Origin of the sequence: Rhodococcus sp. NPDC047139 (assembly GCF_040643435.1) — a bacterium.
GTDB lineage: Bacteria > Actinomycetota > Actinomycetes > Mycobacteriales > Mycobacteriaceae > Rhodococcus.
Genome location: NZ_JBEYUH010000020.1, coordinates 46110 through 68002, shown reverse-complemented (window position 1 = coordinate 68002; position 21893 = coordinate 46110). Strand labels below are relative to the sequence as shown.

Genomic DNA, 21893 nt, shown 5'->3' with positions numbered 1-21893 from the left:
GGCAGTGGTGGTGAATTACCCCTGATCGCTTGCTGCTGCGGCTTTTCCAGCTCGTCGCCCGAAGAAGCTGCCGTCACCGAGGCTCGCACCGCTGGCGTATCCTCCGGCGCAGACACCGGCTGTGCACCGCCCGGCCGCGAACAGCCCCTGGATCCTCTCCCCCGAAACATGGAGGACTTCCGAATCCACCGTCGTCTTCAATCCTCCCAACGGAAAGCCACTGGTCATACCGCGCAGATCGAAGGCGGCAATCGGAGTTCCGATGGGCCTCACCCATTTCTCATTCTTGGAGAACATCGGGTCGGATCCGCTCTCAGCGTGCGTGTTGTAGAGGTTCACCGTAGAAGTCAGTGCTCCGGCAGGTAGTCCCATCTCCGCCTCGAGTTCGGCGGCGGATTCGCAGACCCACGTCGGTTGCAGACCCGCCGATCCCGGACCCATTACTTCGTCGTGTGTCTGCTGGTCGATGATCAGAAATGCCTCGTTGTTCTGGTGGAACAACATCGCCTGTCCGATTCTGCCCGGGTAGGTGTCCTCGGTGATGAATCGTTGACCGTGCGCATTGACGATGATTCCTCGGACCATGAGCCGAGGTGAGGTGTGGACGGCGACCTCCGCAGCGTCCATGTGTGCGGTCGCAGCACCGAGCGCTTGTCCGATCCGGATCGCCCGACCGTCGTGAGCGTCGACAGCAGATCCCGGACGCCCGAGGAGGGCCGGCACGTAATCACGCACCATCTCCTCGTCGAATGCCAAACTTCCCATCGCGAGCACGACGCCGCGGTTGGCGCGGATGGCAATCGTCCTGCCGTACCTGCGCGCGACCACACCCACGACGCGGCCGTCGTCGTTCACGACCACTGTCAGGACCCGGATGTCGTATTCCGCTTTCACTCCCAGCTTTTCTGCTGTTTCGACGAGGGGCTTCATCAGCATGTAGCCGCCCCCGCGTTCACCGGTCTTCTTGTTGTCCATCTTGGGTAGATGTCCCCGCGGCGCAGGAGGAATCACATCCGCGAAGGGTGCGGCATTCTCTCCCCCGGAGTACATCAGCCCTTCGTCGTGCGCCGGCTCCCAGCCGGGCTCGCCCCAGAACTCCTCCTTGAACGGCACACCGGCTTCGACCAGCCAGTTGTAGTGGTCGACGCTGCCTTCGCAGTACGCATCGATCTTCGCGTCGTCCACAGCGGGACCGAGTGCAGCCTTCATGAAGGTCTTCATGTTCTCAACCGTGTCGTCGAAGCCACACGCCTTCTGCAACGGTGTTCCGCCCCCGAGGTAGATGAATCCACCGGCCATCGATGCTGCCCCGCCCCAACCACCGGATCGCTCGAGGACGAGGACGTCGGCACCTGCTCGCGCGGCTTCCACGGCAGCCGCGACTCCTGCGATTCCGTAACCGGCGACGACGACGTCGGCGGAGAAGTCCCACGCGGAGATCTCGGATTCGGGTACGGGACGGACGGACTCGTCGGGCATGTCGTTCTCCTTCGCGGCAACGTGCGACGGGCAGCACTGTCCCACTGTCACCTTTCGGAAAAGGACCGAATCTCCCGCTCAGTGGTCAACGCGCAAGGCGTCCACGACAGTGACCGCCGACACTCGTCCCCAATCGGTTCGATCGGCATGAGCCGACCGAGAACGAAGGTTTCGCCGCAGCGGGCGGTGAAACCACCCTCGCCTCGTCTCAGGAGGACAACGGATGTCCGATCCCTCAACCCCGCCGCCCGGTGGTCGCCTCGACCGTGAGGCAGCGACCAGATCCACGACCTTCATCATCGCTGCCCTGGTCCTGGCGGAATGTGTGAGCGCCTTCGAGGCCGGGATGATCTTCATAGCCCTGCCACGGTTCGGTGACATCTTCGATGCCCCGGCCTCGACGACCGGATGGGCAGTGACCGCCTTCATGCTCGTCGCTGCGACGACCGCACTTGTCGGCGGGCGCCTCGGCGACCTGTACGGACGAAAGAAGATCCTGATCATCGCAATGATGGTGTCGACCCTCGGTTCGGCCGTCAGCGTCTTCGGTGATTCGATGGGTGCGATCATCGCCGGCCGAGGCATCCAGGGTGCCGCGGGCGCGATCCTACCGCTCTGCTACGGCCTTGCACGGGAGGCACTTCCGCCGGGCAAGGTATCGCTCGCCGTCGGCTACATCAGCGGCGCGGCACTGCTCGCCGGGTCGGGTGGATATTTCGTCGCGGGAGTCCTGCTCGACGTGGCCGACTGGCACATGATCTTCGTTTTCGCGGCCGTGCTGGCCATCGTTGCATCTGTGGTGGCTGCTCTTGCGCTCCCGAGCACCCATACACGCGGCGAACTGCCCCGGTTCGACTATCTCGGCGCCGCACTGCTCACCCCGGGCCTCGTCGCGCTCCTGTACGGCATCACTCAGGGGTCGGCCTGGGGTTGGACGAGTTTCCGCGTCCTCGGACTCATCATCGGCGGTCTCGCCATTCTGAGCGTGTGGACCGTATGGGAATTGCGTGTGGCAGAACCTCTGGTCAATCTCCGAGCACTGGGCACCAAGCGGATGACTCTCAACCTGATCGGTGTTGCCGTCCTGGCTCTCGGCCCGATCGGGGCCGTACAGATCATCACCCCGATGATCCTCCAGGCTCCGACCTCCCTGCCGATCGGACTCGGCATGTCGGCGACCGTGGCGGGTCTGATCGGCGGCATCGGGGCTATCGTCGGATTCGCAGTGTCCCCGATAGCGGGCGTGGTCGCAGGGCGCTGGGGTGGGCGGACCGCGTTCTTCATCGGGGCCGCCCTGTTCGCCGTGGCCAACCTCATGATTCTCGTCGGCCACAAGTCGCTGCCGGTCATGATCGCGGTCTTCGTCGTTGCTGCGGTCGCAACAGCTTTCGCGTACACCGGTTATCCGAAGATCGTCATCGAGTCCGTGCCGGAGGACGTCACCAGCGTCACGACCGGAGTGCTGGCCACCGCCCGACAGGCATTCTCCGCCATCAGCGTTGCCATCGTGTCGGTCATGATCTCGCTGTGGACGGTGCCGGAGACGACCATGCCGACGGCGGCGTCGCTCAACCTGGCAGTCGGCTGGTTCGTGTTGTGCTCGCTGATCGTGGCGGTGATCTGCTTGTTCATCGGCCGCCCGCAACCGGCACGTGACGTCGACGCGCCCGCGACCGGTGACGAGGACGACGCCGACCTATCCGGAGCGAGAGTCTGAGAAGCGAACCCTGTTCGGCACTCCGGTATCGAACGAGCCCACCGTAGAAGACACGTTCACCACACAACCTCGATACCCGCCCCACAGTTGCAACCCCTTGGAGGACCCATGTCGCAGAGCACAACAGAGAACACGAACGAGGAGATCCGCGAAATCGAGGCGGCAGCACCGCCTGCCCGGTTCGCTCGGGGGTGGCACTGCCTCGGACTCGCACGAAACTTCCGGGACGGTAAGCCACATCAGGTGGACGCATTCGGCACCAGCCTGGTCGTTTTCGAGACCGGCAAAGGGGAACTCGCTGTCCTCGACGCGTACTGCCGGCACATGGGCGGCAATCTCGCCCAGGGAACGATCAAGGGCGACTCCGTCGCCTGTCCGTTCCACGACTGGCGATGGGGCAGCAACGGCCGCTGTACCGAGATTCCCTACGCCCGCCGTGTGCCGCCGCTGGCGAAGACTCGGGCGTGGCTCACGCTCGAACGCAACGGACAGCTGTTCGTCTGGCACGATCCGCAGGGCAATCCGCCTCCGCCCGACGTGACGATCCCCGAGATCGAGGGTGTCGGCTCCTCCGAATGGTCGGACTGGACATGGAATTCCATCCTCATCGAGGGATCCCATTGCCGCGAGATCGTCGACAACGTCGTCGACATGGCGCATTTCTTCTACGTCCATTACGCGTTCCCCGTGTTCTTCAAGAACATTTTCGAGGGTCATGTCGCGACCCAGACCATGCATTCGAAGGGCCGCCAGGACATGGAACTCGGGACCAACTACGGAAACCCGGATATCCCCAACAAGTCGTACGCGTCGTACTTCGGGCCCTCGTACATGATCGACTGGCTCGAGAACGAGTCGAGCGGCCAGAAGATCGAAACCGTCCTCATCAATTGCCATTATCCGGTGTCGGAAAACTCCTTCGTCCTGCAATACGGCGCGATGGTGAAGAAGTTGCCGGGCCTGAGCGATGCCGAAGCCAACGAGATGGCCGCACAGTTCGCGGCAGGCGTGGAGATCGGGTTCGAACAGGACGTCGAGATCTGGAAGAACAAGGCGCCGATCGACAACCCGCTGTTGTCCGAGGAGGACGGCCCGGTCTACCAGCTCCGCCGCTGGTACAAGCAGTTCTACGTCGATGTCGAAGACGTCACGCCGGACATGACGAGGCGATTCGAGTTCGAAATCGACACGAGCCGAGCTGTGTCGAGTTGGCAGAAAGAGGTCGAGGAGAACATGGCCCGAGCGAGCACGGACCGAATCGACGCGAACCTGTGAGAATCGCGTCGCCGTAGCACAGCTGCGTTACCGGCGGTGCCGGCCGGACGCAATTCGACAGGCACGGCTCATTCACGGCAGGCCCACACGAAAATCGTGTGGGCCTGCTTGTTTCTATCAGGAAAACCCTCCCGCGAAGCGGGATGCAGCCCTCCTGGAAATACCCTGCCGGCCGTAGGGTTCCGGTATGACAGCCGAGAAGATCTTCGTGGTCGACCGTGTGGTCACGAAGCCGGGATGTGCACGTACGTTCGTCGACAGATATATCGCCGAATATGTACCGGGGGGACGTGAACGAGGTATGACACTCGACCGGATTCTCGTCAGCCCTCCACTCTGGTCCGACGACGAAGCCAACGTCGTCACCATCACGTGGTCGGTCGAAGGCGTGAGATCGTGGTGGGACATGACTCGACAGGGACGGCGAGATCCCGAACTCGGACGGTGGTGGTCGGATATGACCGAATACATCACCGAACGCTCGCGAACGATGGCCGCGCAGGCCGCCGATGTCGAAGGACTTGCCGATGTATAACGTGGTCAGAGTCGTGCACTTCGACGAGTCCGCAAGCGCTTCGGACCGCGCCGAGTACACCGAAACCGTTCGAATCGCCGCCAAGGGACTCGACACGGTCGGGCACTTCGTCGCTCCCACCCTGCCCGGCGTGATCAACGGTGGCGATGTCCTGGTCCACCTACGCTTTCCGTCCTCGGACATCGCCGCTCGCAACACCGGCCGTTTCGACGCCGCCCTCGACACACCGCTCGCGGCATATGTGGACGGAGTCGGCTATCACGCCCCTCCCGCACACACTCGCCCGGACGAGCCTGGCACGGTCTACCGGGTGCTACTGGTGCGAGTGGACCCCTGCAGCCCCGTCGAAGCCGTCGAGGAATTCGAAGGCGACCTGTTGAAGATGCCGGGATACATCCCCTCGATCGTCGCCTGGCGCCTGAGCCGGGTAGCCGATTCGGTGGGCCGTACCCGATGGACGCACGTGTGGGAGCAGGAGTTCACCGATCACGACGCTTTGATGGGCCAGTACCTGAATCATCCGGTTCACTGGAGCATCGTCGATCGCTGGTTCGACCCGGAATGCCCGGAAGTCATTGTCCGCGATCGGGTGTGCCACACCTTCTGCGCTGTGGACGACATCGCGATCGAGTAGGAACCGCCGAATGACGACGAAGTACCCCGGACCGTCGGCAGCGGTCCGGGGCTCGTCCTCAGCAGAGTGACCTCACTCCAGCAGTGAGCGCATCATCTTCCAGATCTCCTGCCGTGCAGGCTCTGTCAAGGACAGCGACGGAAACGTCAAGAAGCCGTGGAAGAGACCGTCGAATCGGCGGTGCCGAACTTCGACTCCGGCCGCCGCGAGTTGTTGCGCGTAGTCGTCACCCGACGAGCACGGCGGATCGAGTTCCGCGGTCACCACGACCGCAGGCGGCAGTTCGGCGAGCGAGCCGGCCCGCGTGGGGATCACTCGGGGATCCTCCCTCCCGGCCGGCGCGTACTGCTCCCAGTACCACTTCATCGCCTTGGTGGTGTTGTAGTACCCCGTCCCGTACATCCGGTACGACTCGGTGTCGAAATCGTCATCGATGACCGGATAGAACAAGGCTTGACCGATCAGCGCCGGTCCCTGGTTGTCGCGCGCCGCGATGGCAACGGTCGCTGCCAGGTTTCCACCGGCGCTGTCACCTGCCACCACGATGCGCGACGGATCACCGCCGTACGTAGCGGCATTGGCAGCCGTCCATTCGAGCGCTGCGTACATGTCCTCGTGCGCCGCCGGGGCGCGGTGCTCCGGTGCAAGCCGGTAGTCGACGGACACGACGACGACGCCGACCCCCTCCGCCATCGAACGACAGAACTCGTCGTGGCTGTCGAGATCGCAGAACACGAAACCGCCACCGTGGGCGAAGACCACGACGGGGAGCTCGGGACCGGAGTGGTGGGGTCGATAGATTCGCAGCGCGAGGTCTCCGCCAGGCCCGTCGATCGTGACATCGCGTACATCCCGCATGGCGGGCAGGTGCTGGAGCGGCGCGCGACGGCTGCGGATGAGTTCGCGGAGTTCCGGAGGTGGAACCGTGGTGACATCCGGAAAGCCCGCGTCGAGGACCTTCAGCATGGACTCGACTTCAGGATGCAATGACATGTGAATCTCCTCAATGTGATGCGTGCGGCCACGCTAAGTCCGGGGCAGAGAGTCCGGAACCCGATCTCCCGGCCAGCGGTCGAGCAAAGGCGTCACGCTCAGTGGGACAAGGCCTTCGATCGGACAGCTTTCGGCGCGACGATGACGGGCAGTACCCGCACCGCGGTTACGGCCGCTTGCCGATCGAGGCTTGGAGGAATCGACACGATGGCTGCCGCCCACGACACCGAGCCGGCAACTGATGATGTCTACGACCCGGACGCCCGAAAACTGGTCGAGGCGATCCGTTCGTACGGTGGTGGCTCCCTGCGAGACGCCGGCGTCGAGGCCGGCCGGCGCTCACTCGAATCGATCGTCCGTCCCCCCGGCCCCGACATGCGATCGGTTCGGGCGATGGAGTTCGCCGGCCCTCACGGCCCCGTTCCCGTGCGCGTCTACCGCCCCCGCCCGGCGCCGGAACAGAATGCGCCTGCACTCGTCTGGTTCCACGGCGGCGGCATGATCATGGGCACCCTCGACTCGTTCGACCGTCTTGCCCGCGAGGTCGCGGAATCGACCGCTGCCGTGGTGATCAATGTCGGTTACCGCCTGGCCCCCGAACACCGCTATCCCGTGGCCCACAACGAAGCCTGGGCGGCGCTCCGGTGGGCACACGACAATGCTCACGATCTGGGGCTGGATCCGGACCGTATCGGGGTGGGCGGAGACAGTGCCGGAGGCGGATTGGCCGCGGCCACGGCACTGCGAGTCCGTAACGAAGGAGGCCCCCGGATCGCTCAGCAGGTACTGGTATATCCCGGCCTCGAGCGCCGGTGCGATCGGCCGTCCATGCGCCGATTCGGCGACAGCCCGTTCCTCCGGGCCGAGGACATCGACTGGATGAAGTCGTTGTATCTGGGCGATGACCCGAGCACCGACGACGAGTACGGGACGCCCGCCCTGGCAACGGACCTCACCGATCTTCCACCTGCGATCGTGATCTGCGGCTACGCCGACCCGTTGCGGGACGGAGTGGAGGATTACGGGCGACGGTTGCAGGAGGCAGGAGTGTCGACGGCGATCATCCTGTATCCGGGGGTCGGGCACGGCTTCTTCATGCAGACCCATGCTCTCGCGCGGGCGAGGGCGGCGATGACGGAGGTCGGCGCTTTGGTCTCCGCACGGTTCGCTCACCTCGCCTGACTTCGATTTCCTCCCGGTGAGCAGACAGTAGCCGTGCGGGAATTCCGAACCGCCTCGTAGCTTTTCCGCGAGCGGCGCAACCCGGCTCGCTCGTAGACGCCCCAGGAGGCGACGATGTCCCGAGAGCCCGAACCCCGGACCGAGTGCGACGATGTCGAGCAGGTGGACGTGGTGATCGTCGGAATGGGTGCTGCCGGTTGCGCCGCGGCACTGGCCGCTCACGATGCGGGCGCCCGGGTGGTCGTGCTGGAGAAGTCCGGGGCCGACGAAGCCGGCGGCAATACGCGCGTGTCGGGCGGTGGATGGTTCCACCACGACGATCCCGAACGCGCGGCTGTGTATCTCCGGGCGCTGTGCGGCGACCGGGCACTCCCCGAGCCCATCGTCGAAGCGTGGTCCCACGGAACCCGCCAGGTGTCCGCGTGGGTGTCCTCTCTCGGCGCAGATGTGGGGCCGCACGGCCACTACAACTCGGCCGGAGCGGAATACCCCGAGTTGCCGGGAAGTGACTGTTACGGCGGATTGCATTGCGTAGAAGGGGTACTGGGCCACGGACGGCTCTTCGCGGTCCTGGAGAAAGCATTGCGCGATCGCGGAATCGATGTGCGGCACGAGACGCCCGCAACGCGTCTGACGACCGATTCTGCAACAGGTACCGTGACCGGCGTCGTCACCGCCGGCGGTGGACGAATCACCGCCGGGCGCGGCGTCGTGCTCGCCACCGGCGGCTTCGAAGGCAACCAGGAACTGGTACGCACTCATCTCGGACTCGAGGACGTACCGGTGTGGGGAAGCACGGCCGCAACCGGCGACGGTCTCCGTATGGCACAGGAGGTCGGGGCGGATCTGTGGCACATGGACAACATGATGGCGGTCAACGGCATCACCGACCCGTCCTCCCGGCACGGCTACTTCGCGATGTTCATCCATTCACGCGGGGTGATCTGGGTCGACGAAACAGGCCACCGCTTCGTGGACGAGTTCGTTCCGTCGGGGCACGGACAGGCGTTGATCGACGGGCAGTACGTTCTGCATCCGCATCGCCCCATGTGGGTCGTATTCGACGAGAAGACCAGGTCGGCCGGTCCGATCAGCGGTTCGGCCGATGTCCTCCCGGTCGGATGGAACGTGCTGATGAAGGGATATCGGTGGAGCTCCGACAATATGACGGAGATCGAAGCGGGCTGGATACAGCGCGGTGAAACGCTGGAAGAGCTTGCTGCGGCGACAGGATTGCCCGCGGATGCCCTCGCAGAAAGCGTCTCGGCGTACAACGCTGCGTGTGCGGCGGGGGTGGACGAGCGTTTCGGGCGTTCCGCACCCACGCTGGTGCCGCTCCTCGAACCGCCCTTCTACGCCTACCGCAGCGGACCGATGCTGGCGTGGACCAATGGCGGGCCTCGGCGCGACGAACACGCCCGCGTCCTCGCCACAGACGGCACAGTCATCGAGGGCCTCTATGCCGCGGGCACGGTGAGCTCGACGTTCAGTTGGGCCAAGGACGGCGGTTTCCACATTGCCGATGCGTTCGTGTTCGGCCGCATCGCGGGTGCCCACGCCGCTCGTCGTATCGGTTGAGTTCGACCCCGGACGGTCGGCCGGATCGACCACCCCACCGTCCGGGCCAGCTGGATCAGATTATCCGTGCTGGTAGCTCACTCACTGGGAGGCGGAAGGAGTTTCGCTCCGGCAGCTCGGGCCTCGAGCAACAGCTCTGCACGGTTGTGCCCGCTGTTCCTGGCGACGGCCCCCTCGAACCCCTTCACCACGACGATGGGGCCGTTCGCGATATTCGCCAGGCCTTGTGCGGCGACGTCACGAGGCTCGGAGACCTGCAAACCGGGTGTATCCATCTTCAATCCGGCCCGTTCCATCGCCGGCGTGCGGGTCAGCCCCAGAACCAGCTCCAGGACGTCGACGTCGTAGTCCCGCATCTCCAGCCACAGCCCTTCCGCGAAGGTACGGCAGAAGGACTTCACAGCCGAGTAGACGCTGATCTGCGCCGAACCGAGATATCCGCTCAACGAACCTGCAAGCAGGATTCCGCCTCGCCTGCGCTCACGCATGAGCGCACCGAAGTGCTGCACCAACTTCAGCTGCGCGGTGATGTTCAAGTCGATCACGGCCTGGAAGCGATCGAGATCGCCGGTGACGAACTCGTGGCCGTAGGTGTTCGCGCCGGCGTTGTAGATGAGCAGGCCCACCTCGAGGTCCGCGGTGATCTCCTTGATCCGATCGAAGGCATCGGCGGCGAGCAGATCGACCGACAGTGTGCGGACCTCGACCCCGTGGGCACGGCAGGCGTCGGCCGTGGTCTCGAGCGGCCCTTCCTTCCGCGCGAGCAGCACCAGGTTCATTCCCTGCTCGGCGAGCTGTACGGCGAACTCGGAGCCGACACCCTCCGAACCTCCGGCGATCACTGCCCACGGCCCGTACTTCTGCAGATCCATGCAGACTTCCCTCTACTCGTCCAAGAGACTTTTCGGATTGTCGCGCAACATCTTCCATCGGCGACGATGAAGTTCGAGCGGGAACGTGCCCCACCCGCTCGAATGGTGTGAGGTTAACGGCGGCCAGGGAGTGCACCCCAGGTGCCTCCCGTAGATCGGGACACTTCGTGCTTCGCGTGCCCGCCGCGCGCAGACTTCCAGGAGTCGACGTTGCAAAGGAGTGTCATGGCGCCTGTGCCGAACCAAGATCCGAGGGTGCGAATCGGAATCACCAGCCCGATCGTCACGCGATTTCCGGGTGCGAGCAACGAGTGGGAAGCAGCCGCCGGCATCGACGAGCTGACACGGATCGCGGTGACCGCGGATCGCCTCGGTTTTCATCACCTCACCTGCAGCGAGCACGTTGCCGTGCCGGTGCCCGTGGCCGAAATCCGCGGCGGGACGTACTGGGATCCGTTGGCAACACTCGGCTTCCTGGCAGGACGGACCGAACGGATCCGGCTTGCGACGCAGGTACTCGTGCTCGGTTATCACCATCCGCTGGAGATCGCAAAGCGCTACGGCACTCTCGATACCGTCAGCGCAGGCCGGCTGATATTGGGCCTCGGTGTCGGTACGCTACGAGAAGAGTTCGACCTTCTCGACGCCCCGTTCGCCGACCGTGGTGCACGTGCGGACGATTCTCTGGCCGCGCTTCGTGCCGCCCTCTCGAAACGCGTTCCTTCCTATCACGGAACGTATTTCGAGTTCTCCGACATGGTCGTGGAGCCCCACGCGGTACAACCCCATATGCCGCTGTGGATCGGCGGCCGCACACCACGCTCCCTGCGACGTGCGTGCGAGCTGGCAGACGGGTGGGTTCCTTTCGGCCTGTCGTTCGACGACGTGCAGTCGATGTTGAGCAAGAGACAGTTGCAGCCCGGATTCGAAGTCGTGTTGTCGGCCGCCGGACTCGATCCGCTCGGTGACCCGGACGGAGCGAGGAGGAAGCTCGATCACGCCGTATCGGCGGGAGCAACGATCATCGGCGTCGGCGTGGATGCCCGCTCGGCCGACCATTACTGCGAGCAGCTCGCGGCTCTCACGCATCTGTACGAGGAGGCCTTCCGGAGCACCGAGGCCTGAGAGTCTGCCGTGACCCACTTCACAAGCCGATGCGGATGTGGCACTATTCCTAATCGAAATACCCACGTCCTCGCGCTCAGGGCGCCGCGGCTGTAGGAGAAGTGATGACGATTCAGATGGAAGCCGACCACACAGCACCCAGTGCGGTCCTCGAGCGTGTCGGCCTCGTCCTCGACGCATTCGATGGCGCGGGCCGGCTCACCCTCGCCCAGATCGTCCGCCGGACCGGCCTCCCCCGTTCGTCCGCCCACCGAATGCTCGAGCGACTGGTGTCGATGCGGTGGTTGCACCGAGAAGGTCGCGACTACACCCTCGGGCTTCGCCTGATGGAACTCGGTTCGCTCGCCGTCCACCAGGACAGATTGCACGCGACCGCCCTCCCGCATCTGCAGGAGCTCCATCGAGTCACCGGATTCGTCGTACACCTGGCCGTCCTCGACGGTGACGACCTCGTCTATCTCGAAAAGATCGGCGGGCGTCTCGCCACGGCGGTGCCCACCCGCATCGGAGGACGCCGACCGGCTCGCAGCACTGCCCTGGGCAAAGCGCTTCTGGCATACGAGGGTGCGGCAGGCGCCACCTACGACCGGATTCGTGAACACGGGATCGCCTTCGAGAAGGAGGAATCGCTGGCGGGCTTCGGGTGTATCGCAGTCCCGGTCGGTCCCGTTGGTTCCGCCGTCGCGGCGGTATCGCTGTGTGGACCTCTCCCTCATCTGCGCTTCGACCACCAGCTGACCGCACCTGTCCGTATGACGGCCACCGCGATCTGGCGCAAGCTCGACCGCAATCATGTCGTCCCGACCCTGCAGAATCGCCGGTCGCTGCGCACGGCCCCCACTGTGCGAGAGCATCAATACGCCTGACGGTGACCGCAGTGGGGCCCTGCGGTCACCGCGCCGAGGGCTCTCCTTCGCCGGACGGATCCCCGTCGGAGATCCCTCTCCAGCTGCCGGGGTTCCGGGGGCGTGGCATGCCCAACTCGTCGATCTCGCTTCGCGCGAATTGTTCTGCGGCCAGGTCGATGTCCTCGATCAGTCGATTCGACAACTCGATCTCGGCTCTGAAGTACCGCTCGGCCCACCTCAGGCTCATCTGGGAGAATCCCCAGCCGGGCTCCCGGTCGGAGTGCTCTGCGTGCTCACCTGCTCGACGCAACTTGTCCTCGAGGTTGACGATGTGGTCGCGAACGATCGCCTTCAATTGCTCCGGCTCGTTGAGATGCCCCATGTACATCCGAAGCATGACACCGTGTTTGAGCACCGGAATTTCTACCGGCGCCTCACGCGACCACGCCCGCACCGCCTCGATTCCGGAGTCGGTGATGGCGTAGACCCGTCGGCCCCTCGCCCCCGGCTCGCTCACGGCGCGGGACCGCACGAAGCCGAGCTTCTCGAGTTTCTTCAGCTCGGCATAGACCTGACTGACGGACGGACTCCAGTAGAAGAAGCCGATACTCCAGTCGGCCCACTTCTTCAGGTCGTTTCCGGTGAGTTCCTCGCCGAACGACAACATGCCGAGGACGGCCCAGCTCGTCGCGGGAAGAGCGGGGTACGAATCGGCACCGTGTTCTGACACTGCGAAAGCGTAACAACGCAGGCGAATGGGGTACGGCTCGATTCTCCCGCTACGCGGGAGCCCTGCCCCACATTCGGTACGACACGAATAGCGTCGGGGCGACCGTCCCTGCCGATGTCATCACAGGAGTAGAAATGACCGTTTCCGACACCGATGCCCGTTCGCAGCGCATCCGGGCCACCGTGCACGCCTACCTCGACGCCGTGGCCGCCGGCGTGGCCGCCGACATCGCCGCGCTGTACGCCGACGACGCCACACTGGAGGACCCCGCGGGCAGCGAGCCTCGCGTCGGCCGGGACGCGATCGCCGAGTTCTACAAGGGTGTCGAGGCCACCGAGAACAGCACCGAACTGCTCACGCTGAGGATCAGCGGTACGACCGCCGCCTTCCACTTCCGGGTGGTCACGAAGGCGGGCGATCAGACCTACGAAATCGAGCCGATCGATATCATGACGTTCGACGAAGACGGACGTATCACCAGCATGCGTGCCGTCTGGGCTCCCGAAGACATGCGACAGAGCTGACCGGCCGGCGGGGCACGGTCGCGCTTTGTGCCATAGCTGACGGACACTGGGAGAACGCCGACCGATAGGAGCTTCTCCATGACAGCAGAGCACGCGGTCCTCAATCCCCGCCGGATCCGCGAGGTGATGAGCAATTTCTGCACCGGCGTCACGGTGATCACTGCGCTCGACGAGGGGAAGCCGATCGGCTTCTCCTGCCAGTCGTTCGCATCCGTGTCCCTCGACCCACCGCTCGTCTCGTTCTCGCCCTCGCGCACATCGACGACCTGGCCGAAGATCCGTGAGATCGGCACCCTCGCCATCAATGTGCTGGCCGAGAGTCAACGCACCCTGTGCGCGGCATTCGCGGCGAGCGGCGGGTACAAGTTCCGAGGTGTGCGCTGGGAGCAGGGCGAGAACGGCGCGCCGGCCATCCTGGGAGCCCTCGCGCGGGTGGAGGCGACCGTGGAGACCGAATACGACGCCGGCGACCACACGATCGTCCTCGCCCGCGTCACCGGTTTGACGACGATGAAGGCCAACGGGCCGCTCCTGTTCTTCCAGGGAACCTACGGCAGTTTCGAACGGATGTGACGGGAATAGCCGGCCGTCGCCGGGGGTTGTTCCTCGGGTGTGCCCGGCGGCCGATACCGGGCCCCGACGCGAAGGACCCCCGGTGACCGTTCCCCTCTCCATCCTCGACCTCGCACACATCGGCAAGGGCGAGACCGCCCGTGAAAGCTTCGAGGCCAGTGTGAAGATGGCCCAGCTCGCCGAGCAGTGGGGCTACCGGCGCATCTGGTACGCCGAGCACCACAACATGCCGACGATCGCGTCGTCGGCGACGAGTGTGCTCATCGCGCACGTGGCGGCACACACCTCTTCGATCCGCCTCGGTGCGGGCGGCATCATGCTGCCCAACCACTCGCCGCTGACGATCGCCGAACAGTTCGGCACCCTCGCGACCTTGCACCCCGGTCGTATCGATCTCGGTCTCGGACGCGCGCCGGGCAGTGACCAGAAGACGATGCGTGCGCTGCGGCGCGATCCGTCCTCGGCCGACAGCTTCCCGCAAGACGTCCTCGAACTGCAGGCCTATCTGAAGGGGGAGTCGCGGATACCCGGGGTCGACGCGATTCCCGGCAAGGGCACCGACGTTCCCCTGTACATCCTCGGGTCGTCCCTGTTCGGAGCGAAACTCGCTGCGCTGCTCGGACTTCCGTATGCATTCGCATCGCATTTCGCACCGCAGGCACTCGAGGACGCGGTGAAACTGTACCGGCGCGAGTACCAGCCCTCCCCCGACCATCCGGAACCGCACGTCATCGCGGGCGTGGGTGTGATCGCTGCCGACACCACCGAGGAGGCCCACGCACTGTTCGAGGCGACCAAGCGGGCACGCGTCGTGCAGATGGTCGGACGCGGACGCACGTTCACCGAGGAGGAGATCGACATGCTGCTCGACTCCCCCGCCGGCATGCAGGTGCTCGAGATGCTGCGCTACACCGCCGTGGGCACCGCGCAGGAGGTACGCGAGTACCTCGACCGGTTCACCGAACACGCCGGTGCGGACGAACTCATCGTCGTCTCGTCTGCGCCGGGACGTGACGCGTGGCTGCATTCGCTCGAACTGCTGGCCCAGGTCAGCGATCTGGTCCCGGCCTGATCCCCGAAACCCGACGCGGTGGATTACCGGCGGGTACAATTCGGCGGCCGGCCAGGTAAGGCTGTGAACCACGAGTCGTCAACCGCAGGAGCAAGATGAAGTACCGCACCCGCGCTGTCGCCGCCGCGGCTCTCTCTGTCGCGGCAACCCTTACCGCACCGGCCGCCGCCACGGCCGATCCCGTGCCTCCCGACGGGCCCACCATCACGGTCACCATCAACAACGAGACCGACGCGCCCATGGTGCTCACGTCGGCCGACAACCCGTACGGGTCGTGGGTGGACGAGCCTGCGACCGTGGTGCCGGCCGGTTCGACCGAGACCGTGTCGGCCGGCAGCACCGACCGTCGCGGGTTCGGGATCCAGATCGACTACACGATGCCCGGCGACGCGACCGTGGCGCTCTTCGCCAACAACTACGGCACGGGCGTCGCGAACGGCGACGGCACCCACATCGAAGGCGTCAACCGCCACGAGTTCGCGGTCGCGACGACAGTGGAAGACGGATATCCGTTCATGACAGCGGATTTCACCGTCACACGCCCCTGATACGACACCGGGCCCGGAGGCAGTTCGCCTCCGGGCCCGGTCGCATCAGGTGTCTCAGCGCGACGCCACGTCCATCACGGACAGATGCGCGAACAGCGCGCTCGCACCGATGGGATTGCCGCCGCCCGGGTAGACGGTGCCGCTGGGTGCGGCCATGGTGTTGCCCGCCGCGTACAGTCCGGCGATCGGGGCACCTTCACTGTCGAGCACGCGGCCGACGGTGTCGGTACGCAGACCACCCTTGGTGCCGAGATCGGAGATGCCGAACTGCGCCGCGTGGAACGGCCCCTGCTCGATCGGGACCAGGGCGGAGCCGCCGCCGGTGAATGCCAGATCGTAGGGTTCGTCGCCGCGGCCGTGATCCTCGTCGACGCCCTTCGCAGCCAATTCGTTCCACCGCGCCACGGTCGCTTCGAGAGCGTCGGCGGGAACGCCGATCTGCTCTGCGAGACCGGCCAGGGTGTCGGCGGTCTTCCACAGTCCCGCATCGACGTACTTCTCGGTTTCCACAAAGGGCACGTTCGTCGCACCGACCGGCGGAACTTCGCCGTTCCGATCGTCGTAGATCATCCAGAACGGCAGCGTCATCTCGCCACGCTCCATGCGGGCGATGACGTCGCGGCCCAGGCGGTCGTAGGGTGCGTACTCGTTGGTGAAACGCTTGCCGTCCTGATCGACGAAGATGCCACCGGTGAAGCACAGCGCGAACGCCGAGCGTCCGTCCGGATGGGTCAGACCCGGCGACCACCAGGCCTCCCCCATGAGGTCCACATCGGCGCCGACCGCAATGCCCGCCTCGTGGGCCTTACCGAGATTCGACCACGGGCCCATGGAGTCGCGAGCAGCACCCGGCACCCCGTACTTGCTGCGCATCTCGTCGTTCTGGTCGAAGCCACCTGCAGCGAGGACGACGCCCTTGCGTGCGCGAATCGCCCGGCGCTCGCCGTCGTTCTCGACGATCGCGCCCACCACTGCACCATCCTCGACGATGAGTTCCTCGAGCGGAGTGTTCCGGTACAGCTGCACGTTCGGGTACTTGCGCATGGCGATGAGGAAGCGGCCGATGAGGGCACGGCCGCCGATCAGCATGTCGGGAAGGGGATCCCCGTTGCGTTCACGGCCCAGCGGCCCGCGGATCGACTCGTTGAGTTCGGGATCGTCGGCGATGGGCAGCGGCGAGGGGACGATGTGACGACCTTCGGCCCGGGCCTTGGGCGCCTTGCCGAAGTAGTCGGGCCACGGATAGACCATGAATTCGAGGTCGTCGTCGGACTCGAGATAGTCGATCAGCGGGGCGCCGCCGCGGACGTAGGCTTCCTGCAGTTCGCGCGGGGTCCGATCGCCGACGACTGCGTGGAAGTAGGTCAGGGCGTCTTCCATGGTGTCGTCGTCGCCGGCACGCTGCAGGACCGCGTTGGTGGGGTACCAGACACCGCCACCACCGGAATAGGCCGTGGTGCCACCGAAGTATTCGGACGCCTCGACGAGGATCACCGACAATCCTTCACGCGCGGCGGTATACGCACCGCAGGCGCCTCCGGCTCCCGACCCGACCACGAGGACGTCGCATTCTTCCGCCCACTCCACCATGTCTGCTTACCTTCCGTCGACCGTTCGTGTGGAACACGCCACACTAGGCAGACGGCAGCGGGTGCAGACACAGGTGTCTCGCTGTTCGGGAGAAATTCGTCCGATCAGTCGCGGCGGCGGTCGCGCGGCTTCCAGACCACCAGGGCATTGCTGCGCGGAACAGGCACCAGATCGCCACGGGTCGAGCGCAACTGAGAGACCTCCGCGTTGAGTTCGGCGACGCGATGCTGCAGCGCCTCGACCTGGTTGGTCAGCTCGATGATCCGTTTGATCCCGGCGAGGTTGACACCTTCGTCCTGGGAGAGTCGCTGTACTTCACGCAGCAGTTCCACATCACGCGGTGAGTACCGCCGGCCACCACCGCTCGTGCGGTGGGGTGTCACGAGTCCGAGCCGGTCGTAGTTACGCAGCGTCTGCGCGTGCATCCCGGCAAGTTCTGCTGCCACCGAGATGACGTAGACGCGCGCATCGGGGTCCGGTGAGAGATCCCGTGGCATTCTCGTCTCGCCCATTACGCACCTGCCCATCCCTCTCGAGGATCGAAGCCACCCGCCTCTTCTGCACGAAGATAGTTGTGAAGTGCTTCCGTCGCCTTCTCGTCGAGATTCTGCGGAATCGCGACCTTGACGGTCACGAGCAGATCTCCTGCGCCGCCATCACGTTTCGGAACACCGCGACCGCGCACACGCAGCACCCTGCCGTCGGCCGTTCCGGCCGGAATCTTCAGCCCGACCCGACCGTCGAGTGTGGGCACCGAAACGGTCGCGCCCAGTACGAGTTCGCCGTAGCTCACGGGCAACACGAGCGTCAGGTCGTCGCCCTCGCGTCCGAAGACGCGGTCGGGGCGCACGTGGACCGTGACGAACAGATCGCCCGAGGGTGCACCGCGCAAACCGGCCTCGCCCTGTCCGGCGAGACGGATACGGGAACCGTCCTTGATGCCGGCGGGAACGCGCACCGTGATGGTGCGGGTGCGGTTCTGGATGCCGGTGCCGCGGCAGTCGGTGCAGGGGCTGTCGATGATCGATCCACTGCCCCGGCAGTCGTCACAGGGCTCGGAGAAACCGAACGCACCCTGGTTTCTCGAGACCACGCCGCTTCCGTTGCAGTTCGGGCACACTCGCGGGCTGGTTCCGGGTTGCGCACCGCTGCCGTGGCAGGTCGTGCACGGGGCCGGGCTCGTCAGCCGCAGGGGAACCGTGACGCCTTGGACGGCGTCGCGGAAGTCGAGCGTCGTCTCGGTCTCCACGTCGGCTCCGCGTCGCGGACGCGAGCGACCCGCGGTCGGGGCACCACCGCGGTTGAACAGTCCGCCGAACAGGTCGCCGAGACCACCACCGTCGCCGCCACCGCCGAACAGGTCGCCGATGTCGAAGGTCGCTCCGCTACCACCGGAGAATCCGCCGGGACCGGAGCCGAAGCCACCGCCGGGGAAGCCGCCGGACGCGAACAGTCGACGGGTTTCGTCGTATTCCTTGCGCTTGGCAGGATCCGACAGGACGGCATTGGCCTCGCTGATGGCCTTGAAGCGCTCCTCGGCCTTCGCGTCACCGGGGTTCGCGTCGGGGTGCAGATCCCGCGCCAGTTTCCGGTACGCCTTCTTGATGTCGTCCTGCGTCGCGTCGGGGGAGACGCCCAGGTCCTTGTAGAAGTCCTTCTCGATCCACTCCCGCTGGCTCACCGGGCGCCTCCTCCTCTCACGCTTTCTTGTTCTTACTCTGTTCCAGGCTCTGCCGACGACGCACCACCCGGCGTGTCCGCCGGATCGCCGTCGGTCACCGTCACCATCGCGTGCCGCAGAATGCGGTCGCCGAATCGGTAGCCCTTGCGGAGCACCGCTCCCAGCACCGGGTGGTGACCGTCGCCTTCCATCTGGACGGCCTCGTGCAGCTCGGGATCGAAGGCGTCGCCTTCCTCACCGAATCCGACCAGACCGAGGCTGTCGAACACGCCGGTCAGCTTGTCGGACAGCGCCTTCAACGGACCGGACTCGAGGTCGCCGTGCGCCCGCGCGCGGTCGAGGTCGTCGAGGACGTCGAGGAACTTCGCCGCGACGGAGGCCTTCGCCTCTTCTGCGGACGCCGTGCGCTGCACCTCGGCGCGGCGGCGGTAGTTCGCGAACTCCGCGGTCACGCGCTGAAGGTCGGCGGTGCGCTCGGCGAGTTCCTTCGCTTCCTGCCCCTGCCCGTCGGTTTGCTTCGCCGTCGTCTGCTCGCCCTCGGCGGGAGCCGGCTCGATGACCTCGCCCTCCTCGGGGCGCGACTCCTCGGCGGGGTCGCGCACCTCGAAGGTGTCCGGGTCGATCCGTCGCTTGTCGGTGACGGTCACCGGCTCCTGCTCGGGCTTTTCGGCACTCACTTCTTCTCCGAATCGTTCGGCTCGTCGACGACCTCGGCGTCGACGACATCGTCGGCACCTGCGGCGGCGCCGTCACCGGCAGCAGCACCGTCGGCACCCTGCGACTCGTAGATCGCCTGGCCGAGAGCCTGCGACTCCGTCGCGAGCTTCTCGACGGCAGCCTTCACCGCGTTGATGTCCGAGCCGGAGAGGGCGTCGTTGGCTTCCTTGATGGCAGCCTCGACCTTCTCCTTGACGTCGGCCGGCACCTTGTCCTCGTTGTCCTTGATGAACTTCTCGGTCTGGTGCACCAGCGACTCGGCCTGGTTACGCACCTCGGCCTCCTCGCGACGCTTGCGGTCCTCCTCGGCGTGCGCCTCGGCGTCCTTGATCATCCGGTCGATCTCCTCCTGGGACAGGCCGGAGCCTTCCTGGATCTTGATCGTGTTCTCCTTGCCGGTGCCCTTGTCGCGGGCGGTGACGTGGACGATGCCGTTGGCGTCGATGTCGAAGGTCACCTCGATCTGCGGGACACCGCGCGGAGCCGGGGCGATGCCGCCGAGCTCGAAGGAGCCGAGCAGCTTGTTGTGGGCCGCGATCTCACGCTCACCCTGGAAGACCTGAATCTGCACCGACGGCTGGTTGTCGTCGGCCGTGGTGAAGGTCTCCGAGCGCTTGGTCGGAATCGTGGTGTTGCGCTCGATGAGCTTGGTCATCACGCCGCCCTTGGTCTCGATACCCAGCGACAGCGGGGTGACGTCGAGCAGCAGCACGTCCTTGACCTCGCCCTTGAGGACGCCGGCCTGCAGGGCAGCGCCCACAGCGACGACCTCGTCGGGGTTGACGCCCTTGTTCGGCTCGCGACCGCCGGTGAGTTCGCGTACCAGGTCGGTGACGGCGGGCATACGGGTCGAGCCGCCGACCAGCACGACGTGGTCGATGTCGCCGACGGAGATGCCGGCGTCCTTGACGACCTGCTGGAACGGAGCGCGGGTGCGCTCGAGGAGGTCGCCGGTGATCTTCTGGAACTCGGAGCGGCTGAGCTGCTCGTCGAGGAACAGCGGGTTCTTGTCCGCGTCCACGGTGATGTACGGCAGGTTGATCGAGGTCGACTGCGAGGACGACAGCTCGATCTTCGCCTTCTCGGCAGCCTCACGCAGACGCTGCAGGGCCATCTTGTCCTTGGTCAGGTCGACGCCGTGCTGTGCCTTGAACTTGTCGACGAGCCAGTTCACGATGCGCTCGTCCCAGTCGTCGCCACCGAGGTGGTTGTCGCCGGAGGTCGCACGGACCTCGACGACGCCGTCGCCGATCTCGAGGAGGGACACGTCGAAGGTGCCGCCACCGAGGTCGAAGACGAGGATGGTCTGTTCCTTCTCACCCTTGTCGAGGCCGTAGGCGAGCGCGGCCGCGGTGGGCTCGTTGACGATGCGCAGGACGTTGAGACCGGCGATGGTGCCGGCTTCCTTCGTCGCCTGACGCTGTGCGTCGTTGAAGTACGCCGGGACCGTGATGACCGCGTCGGTGATGTCCTCACCGAGGTACGCCTCGGCGTCGCGCTTGAGCTTCATCAGCGTGCGGGCGCTGATCTCCTGCGGCGTGTACTTCTTGTCGTCGATGGAGACGGTCCAGTCCGAACCGATGTGCCGCTTGACCGAACGGATGGTGCGGTCGACGTTGGTGACCGCCTGGTTCTTGGCGGGCTGACCCACCAGAACCTCACCGTTCTTCGCGAATGCGACGACGGACGGGGTGGTGCGGGACCCCTCGGCGTTGGCGACCACAACGGGCTCGCCGCCCTCCAGAACGGAAACGACCGAGTTGGTGGTTCCGAGGTCGATGCCGACCGCACGAGCCATAATTTTCCTCCAATGTTCCTGCCGCGGTGCGTGCGCACCGCGAAAACGTTCCATGCCCGACTCGAGCCTGTGCGACTCGGGTGAGCGCGGTCGGCTCAAGCCTGCACCCGATCAACTCTTGTCGTCAAGCAGGTTGAGTCTGACACGCTCAACTTGTCTGACCCATCCAACGGCAGGTCAAGGCTTTTTGTTCCTGCTGTGATGCACATAACTTTCGACCCCCGAATGTGATCCGTTCAGCGGGAAGGTCCGTGCTCTACCGATTCCCCGCCCCTAGCGTGAGGCCACTTCATGACCGCCTGGTCCGTTCCAGGACGGGACGGAGGGCAAGGGATTCGCGTTCCTCGAGCGTCGGCAGTCACTCGACGAGACGATCCCGCACACCACGCATGTGGCCTGACCGGCCGCAGAAGAACCTGAGG

Annotated in this window: 21 protein-coding genes; 12 read left to right on the top strand and 9 right to left on the bottom strand. The window is 65.4% G+C overall.

Features of this window, described 5'->3' with window-relative positions; genetic code table 11:
• Positions 1-15 precede the first annotated feature (15 nt).
• A complete protein-coding gene (locus ABZ789_RS20390) occupies positions 16-1479 on the bottom strand; it encodes an FAD-dependent oxidoreductase (protein ID WP_358427683.1) in 1464 nt (487 codons plus the stop codon).
• A 223-nt stretch (positions 1480-1702) separates the two neighbouring features.
• On the opposite strand from ABZ789_RS20390, the gene ABZ789_RS20385 reads away from it, so the two are divergent.
• The 4 genes from ABZ789_RS20385 to ABZ789_RS20370 all read left to right on the top strand — a co-directional run bounded on the left by ABZ789_RS20385 (position 1703) and on the right by ABZ789_RS20370 (position 5640).
• On the top strand, positions 1703-3196 hold the full coding sequence (locus ABZ789_RS20385) for an MFS transporter (RefSeq protein WP_358427680.1): 1494 nt from the start codon (positions 1703-1705) through the stop codon (positions 3194-3196).
• Between the two features lie 108 nt (positions 3197-3304).
• Positions 3305-4471, top strand: a complete 1167-nt coding sequence (locus tag ABZ789_RS20380; RefSeq protein WP_358427677.1) for a Rieske 2Fe-2S domain-containing protein — start codon at positions 3305-3307, stop codon at positions 4469-4471.
• 187 nt (positions 4472-4658) lie between these two features.
• Positions 4659-5006 (top strand): hypothetical protein, encoded by a 348-nt coding sequence (locus ABZ789_RS20375; RefSeq protein ID WP_358427674.1) that lies wholly within the window; start codon positions 4659-4661, stop codon positions 5004-5006.
• Positions 4999-5640 carry a Dabb family protein gene (locus ABZ789_RS20370; RefSeq protein WP_358427671.1) on the top strand — a complete coding sequence of 214 codons (642 nt, stop codon included), beginning with the start codon at positions 4999-5001 and terminating at the stop codon, positions 5638-5640. The genes ABZ789_RS20375 and ABZ789_RS20370 overlap by 8 nt, the downstream gene beginning before the upstream one ends.
• A gap of 72 nt (positions 5641-5712) precedes the next feature.
• On the opposite strand, the gene ABZ789_RS20365 is transcribed toward ABZ789_RS20370, so the two are convergent.
• A complete protein-coding gene (locus tag ABZ789_RS20365) occupies positions 5713-6633 on the bottom strand; it encodes an alpha/beta hydrolase (protein WP_358427668.1) in 921 nt (306 codons plus the stop codon).
• 207 nt (positions 6634-6840) lie between these two features.
• Between ABZ789_RS20365 and ABZ789_RS20360 the strand changes: the two genes are divergently transcribed.
• Both ABZ789_RS20360 and ABZ789_RS20355 read left to right on the top strand, forming a co-directional pair.
• Positions 6841-7815 carry an alpha/beta hydrolase gene (locus tag ABZ789_RS20360; RefSeq protein WP_358427665.1) on the top strand — a complete coding sequence of 325 codons (975 nt, stop codon included), beginning with the start codon at positions 6841-6843 and terminating at the stop codon, positions 7813-7815.
• Between the two features lie 114 nt (positions 7816-7929).
• On the top strand, positions 7930-9393 hold the full coding sequence (locus ABZ789_RS20355; protein ID WP_358427662.1) for an FAD-dependent oxidoreductase: 1464 nt from the start codon (positions 7930-7932) through the stop codon (positions 9391-9393).
• A gap of 77 nt (positions 9394-9470) precedes the next feature.
• Here the strand turns inward: ABZ789_RS20355 and ABZ789_RS20350 are convergent, their stop codons facing one another.
• Positions 9471-10265: an SDR family NAD(P)-dependent oxidoreductase gene (locus tag ABZ789_RS20350; protein ID WP_358427659.1), complete on the bottom strand. Its 795-nt coding sequence runs from the start codon at positions 10263-10265 to the stop codon at positions 9471-9473.
• A gap of 255 nt (positions 10266-10520) precedes the next feature.
• On the opposite strand from ABZ789_RS20350, the gene ABZ789_RS20345 reads away from it, so the two are divergent.
• Together ABZ789_RS20345 and ABZ789_RS20340 are read left to right on the top strand one after the other, a co-directional pair.
• The gene (locus ABZ789_RS20345; RefSeq protein WP_358427711.1) at positions 10521-11390 is read left to right on the top strand and encodes an LLM class F420-dependent oxidoreductase; all 870 of its coding nucleotides are present in this window, start codon (positions 10521-10523) and stop codon (positions 11388-11390) included.
• Positions 11391-11494: 104 nt separating this feature from the next.
• Complete coding sequence (locus ABZ789_RS20340; protein WP_358427656.1) at positions 11495-12256, top strand: IclR family transcriptional regulator; 762 nt, start codon at positions 11495-11497, stop codon at positions 12254-12256.
• A gap of 25 nt (positions 12257-12281) precedes the next feature.
• Here the strand turns inward: ABZ789_RS20340 and ABZ789_RS20335 are convergent, their stop codons facing one another.
• Positions 12282-12905, bottom strand: a complete 624-nt coding sequence (locus tag ABZ789_RS20335) for a PadR family transcriptional regulator (RefSeq protein WP_358427709.1) — start codon at positions 12903-12905, stop codon at positions 12282-12284.
• Positions 12906-13102: 197 nt separating this feature from the next.
• Here ABZ789_RS20335 and ABZ789_RS20330 point away from each other — a divergent pair, with 197 nt between their 5' ends.
• The 4 genes from ABZ789_RS20330 (at position 13103) to ABZ789_RS20315 (ending at position 15685) form a co-directional block, all read left to right on the top strand.
• Positions 13103-13492: a nuclear transport factor 2 family protein gene (locus ABZ789_RS20330; protein WP_358427653.1), complete on the top strand. Its 390-nt coding sequence runs from the start codon at positions 13103-13105 to the stop codon at positions 13490-13492.
• A gap of 78 nt (positions 13493-13570) precedes the next feature.
• Entirely contained in the window at positions 13571-14065 is a 495-nt protein-coding gene (locus tag ABZ789_RS20325) for a flavin reductase family protein (RefSeq protein ID WP_358427650.1), read from the top strand.
• Positions 14066-14147: 82 nt separating this feature from the next.
• Positions 14148-15137 (top strand): LLM class flavin-dependent oxidoreductase, encoded by a 990-nt coding sequence (locus tag ABZ789_RS20320; RefSeq protein WP_358427647.1) that lies wholly within the window; start codon positions 14148-14150, stop codon positions 15135-15137.
• A 95-nt stretch (positions 15138-15232) separates the two neighbouring features.
• On the top strand, positions 15233-15685 hold the full coding sequence (locus ABZ789_RS20315) for a hypothetical protein (protein WP_358427644.1): 453 nt from the start codon (positions 15233-15235) through the stop codon (positions 15683-15685).
• Positions 15686-15739: 54 nt separating this feature from the next.
• On the opposite strand, the gene ABZ789_RS20310 is transcribed toward ABZ789_RS20315, so the two are convergent.
• The 5 genes from ABZ789_RS20310 to dnaK all read right to left on the bottom strand — a co-directional run bounded on the left by ABZ789_RS20310 (position 15740) and on the right by dnaK (position 21471).
• Positions 15740-17275 carry an FAD-binding protein gene (locus ABZ789_RS20310; protein WP_358427641.1) on the bottom strand — a complete coding sequence of 512 codons (1536 nt, stop codon included), beginning with the start codon at positions 17273-17275 and terminating at the stop codon, positions 15740-15742.
• A gap of 104 nt (positions 17276-17379) precedes the next feature.
• The gene (locus ABZ789_RS20305) at positions 17380-17787 is read right to left on the bottom strand and encodes a helix-turn-helix transcriptional regulator (protein ID WP_358427638.1); all 408 of its coding nucleotides are present in this window, start codon (positions 17785-17787) and stop codon (positions 17380-17382) included.
• The gene (gene dnaJ, locus ABZ789_RS20300; RefSeq protein ID WP_358427635.1) at positions 17787-18956 is read right to left on the bottom strand and encodes a molecular chaperone DnaJ; all 1170 of its coding nucleotides are present in this window, start codon (positions 18954-18956) and stop codon (positions 17787-17789) included. The genes ABZ789_RS20305 and dnaJ overlap by 1 nt, the downstream gene beginning before the upstream one ends.
• Before the next feature lie 32 nt (positions 18957-18988).
• Entirely contained in the window at positions 18989-19633 is a 645-nt protein-coding gene (grpE, locus tag ABZ789_RS20295; RefSeq protein ID WP_358427632.1) for a nucleotide exchange factor GrpE, read from the bottom strand.
• Complete coding sequence (gene dnaK / locus ABZ789_RS20290) at positions 19630-21471, bottom strand: molecular chaperone DnaK (RefSeq protein ID WP_358427629.1); 1842 nt, start codon at positions 21469-21471, stop codon at positions 19630-19632. The genes grpE and dnaK overlap by 4 nt, the downstream gene beginning before the upstream one ends.
• Positions 21472-21893 lie beyond the last annotated feature (422 nt).

Excerpts from the sequence above, each read along its gene's own strand:
- ABZ789_RS20390 (WP_358427683.1), bottom strand. The coding sequence starts at position 1,479 with ATGCCCGACGAGTCCGTCCGTCCCGTACCCGAATCCGAGATCTCCGCG.
- ABZ789_RS20385 (WP_358427680.1), top strand. The coding sequence starts at position 1,703 with ATGTCCGATCCCTCAACCCCGCCGCCCGGTGGTCGCCTCGACCGTGAG.
- ABZ789_RS20380 (WP_358427677.1), top strand. The coding sequence starts at position 3,305 with ATGTCGCAGAGCACAACAGAGAACACGAACGAGGAGATCCGCGAAATC.
- ABZ789_RS20375 (WP_358427674.1), top strand. The coding sequence starts at position 4,659 with ATGACAGCCGAGAAGATCTTCGTGGTCGACCGTGTGGTCACGAAGCCG.
- ABZ789_RS20370 (WP_358427671.1), top strand. The coding sequence starts at position 4,999 with ATGTATAACGTGGTCAGAGTCGTGCACTTCGACGAGTCCGCAAGCGCT.
- ABZ789_RS20365 (WP_358427668.1), bottom strand. The coding sequence starts at position 6,633 with ATGTCATTGCATCCTGAAGTCGAGTCCATGCTGAAGGTCCTCGACGCG.
- ABZ789_RS20360 (WP_358427665.1), top strand. The coding sequence starts at position 6,841 with ATGGCTGCCGCCCACGACACCGAGCCGGCAACTGATGATGTCTACGAC.
- ABZ789_RS20355 (WP_358427662.1), top strand. The coding sequence starts at position 7,930 with ATGTCCCGAGAGCCCGAACCCCGGACCGAGTGCGACGATGTCGAGCAG.
- ABZ789_RS20350 (WP_358427659.1), bottom strand. The coding sequence starts at position 10,265 with ATGGATCTGCAGAAGTACGGGCCGTGGGCAGTGATCGCCGGAGGTTCG.
- ABZ789_RS20340 (WP_358427656.1), top strand. The coding sequence starts at position 11,495 with ATGACGATTCAGATGGAAGCCGACCACACAGCACCCAGTGCGGTCCTC.
- ABZ789_RS20335 (WP_358427709.1), bottom strand. The coding sequence starts at position 12,905 with ATGTTGTCGTTCGGCGAGGAACTCACCGGAAACGACCTGAAGAAGTGG.
- ABZ789_RS20330 (WP_358427653.1), top strand. The coding sequence starts at position 13,103 with ATGACCGTTTCCGACACCGATGCCCGTTCGCAGCGCATCCGGGCCACC.
- ABZ789_RS20325 (WP_358427650.1), top strand. The coding sequence starts at position 13,571 with ATGACAGCAGAGCACGCGGTCCTCAATCCCCGCCGGATCCGCGAGGTG.
- ABZ789_RS20315 (WP_358427644.1), top strand. The coding sequence starts at position 15,233 with ATGAAGTACCGCACCCGCGCTGTCGCCGCCGCGGCTCTCTCTGTCGCG.
- ABZ789_RS20310 (WP_358427641.1), bottom strand. The coding sequence starts at position 17,275 with ATGGTGGAGTGGGCGGAAGAATGCGACGTCCTCGTGGTCGGGTCGGGA.
- ABZ789_RS20305 (WP_358427638.1), bottom strand. The coding sequence starts at position 17,787 with ATGGGCGAGACGAGAATGCCACGGGATCTCTCACCGGACCCCGATGCG.
- dnaK (WP_358427629.1), bottom strand. The coding sequence starts at position 21,471 with ATGGCTCGTGCGGTCGGCATCGACCTCGGAACCACCAACTCGGTCGTT.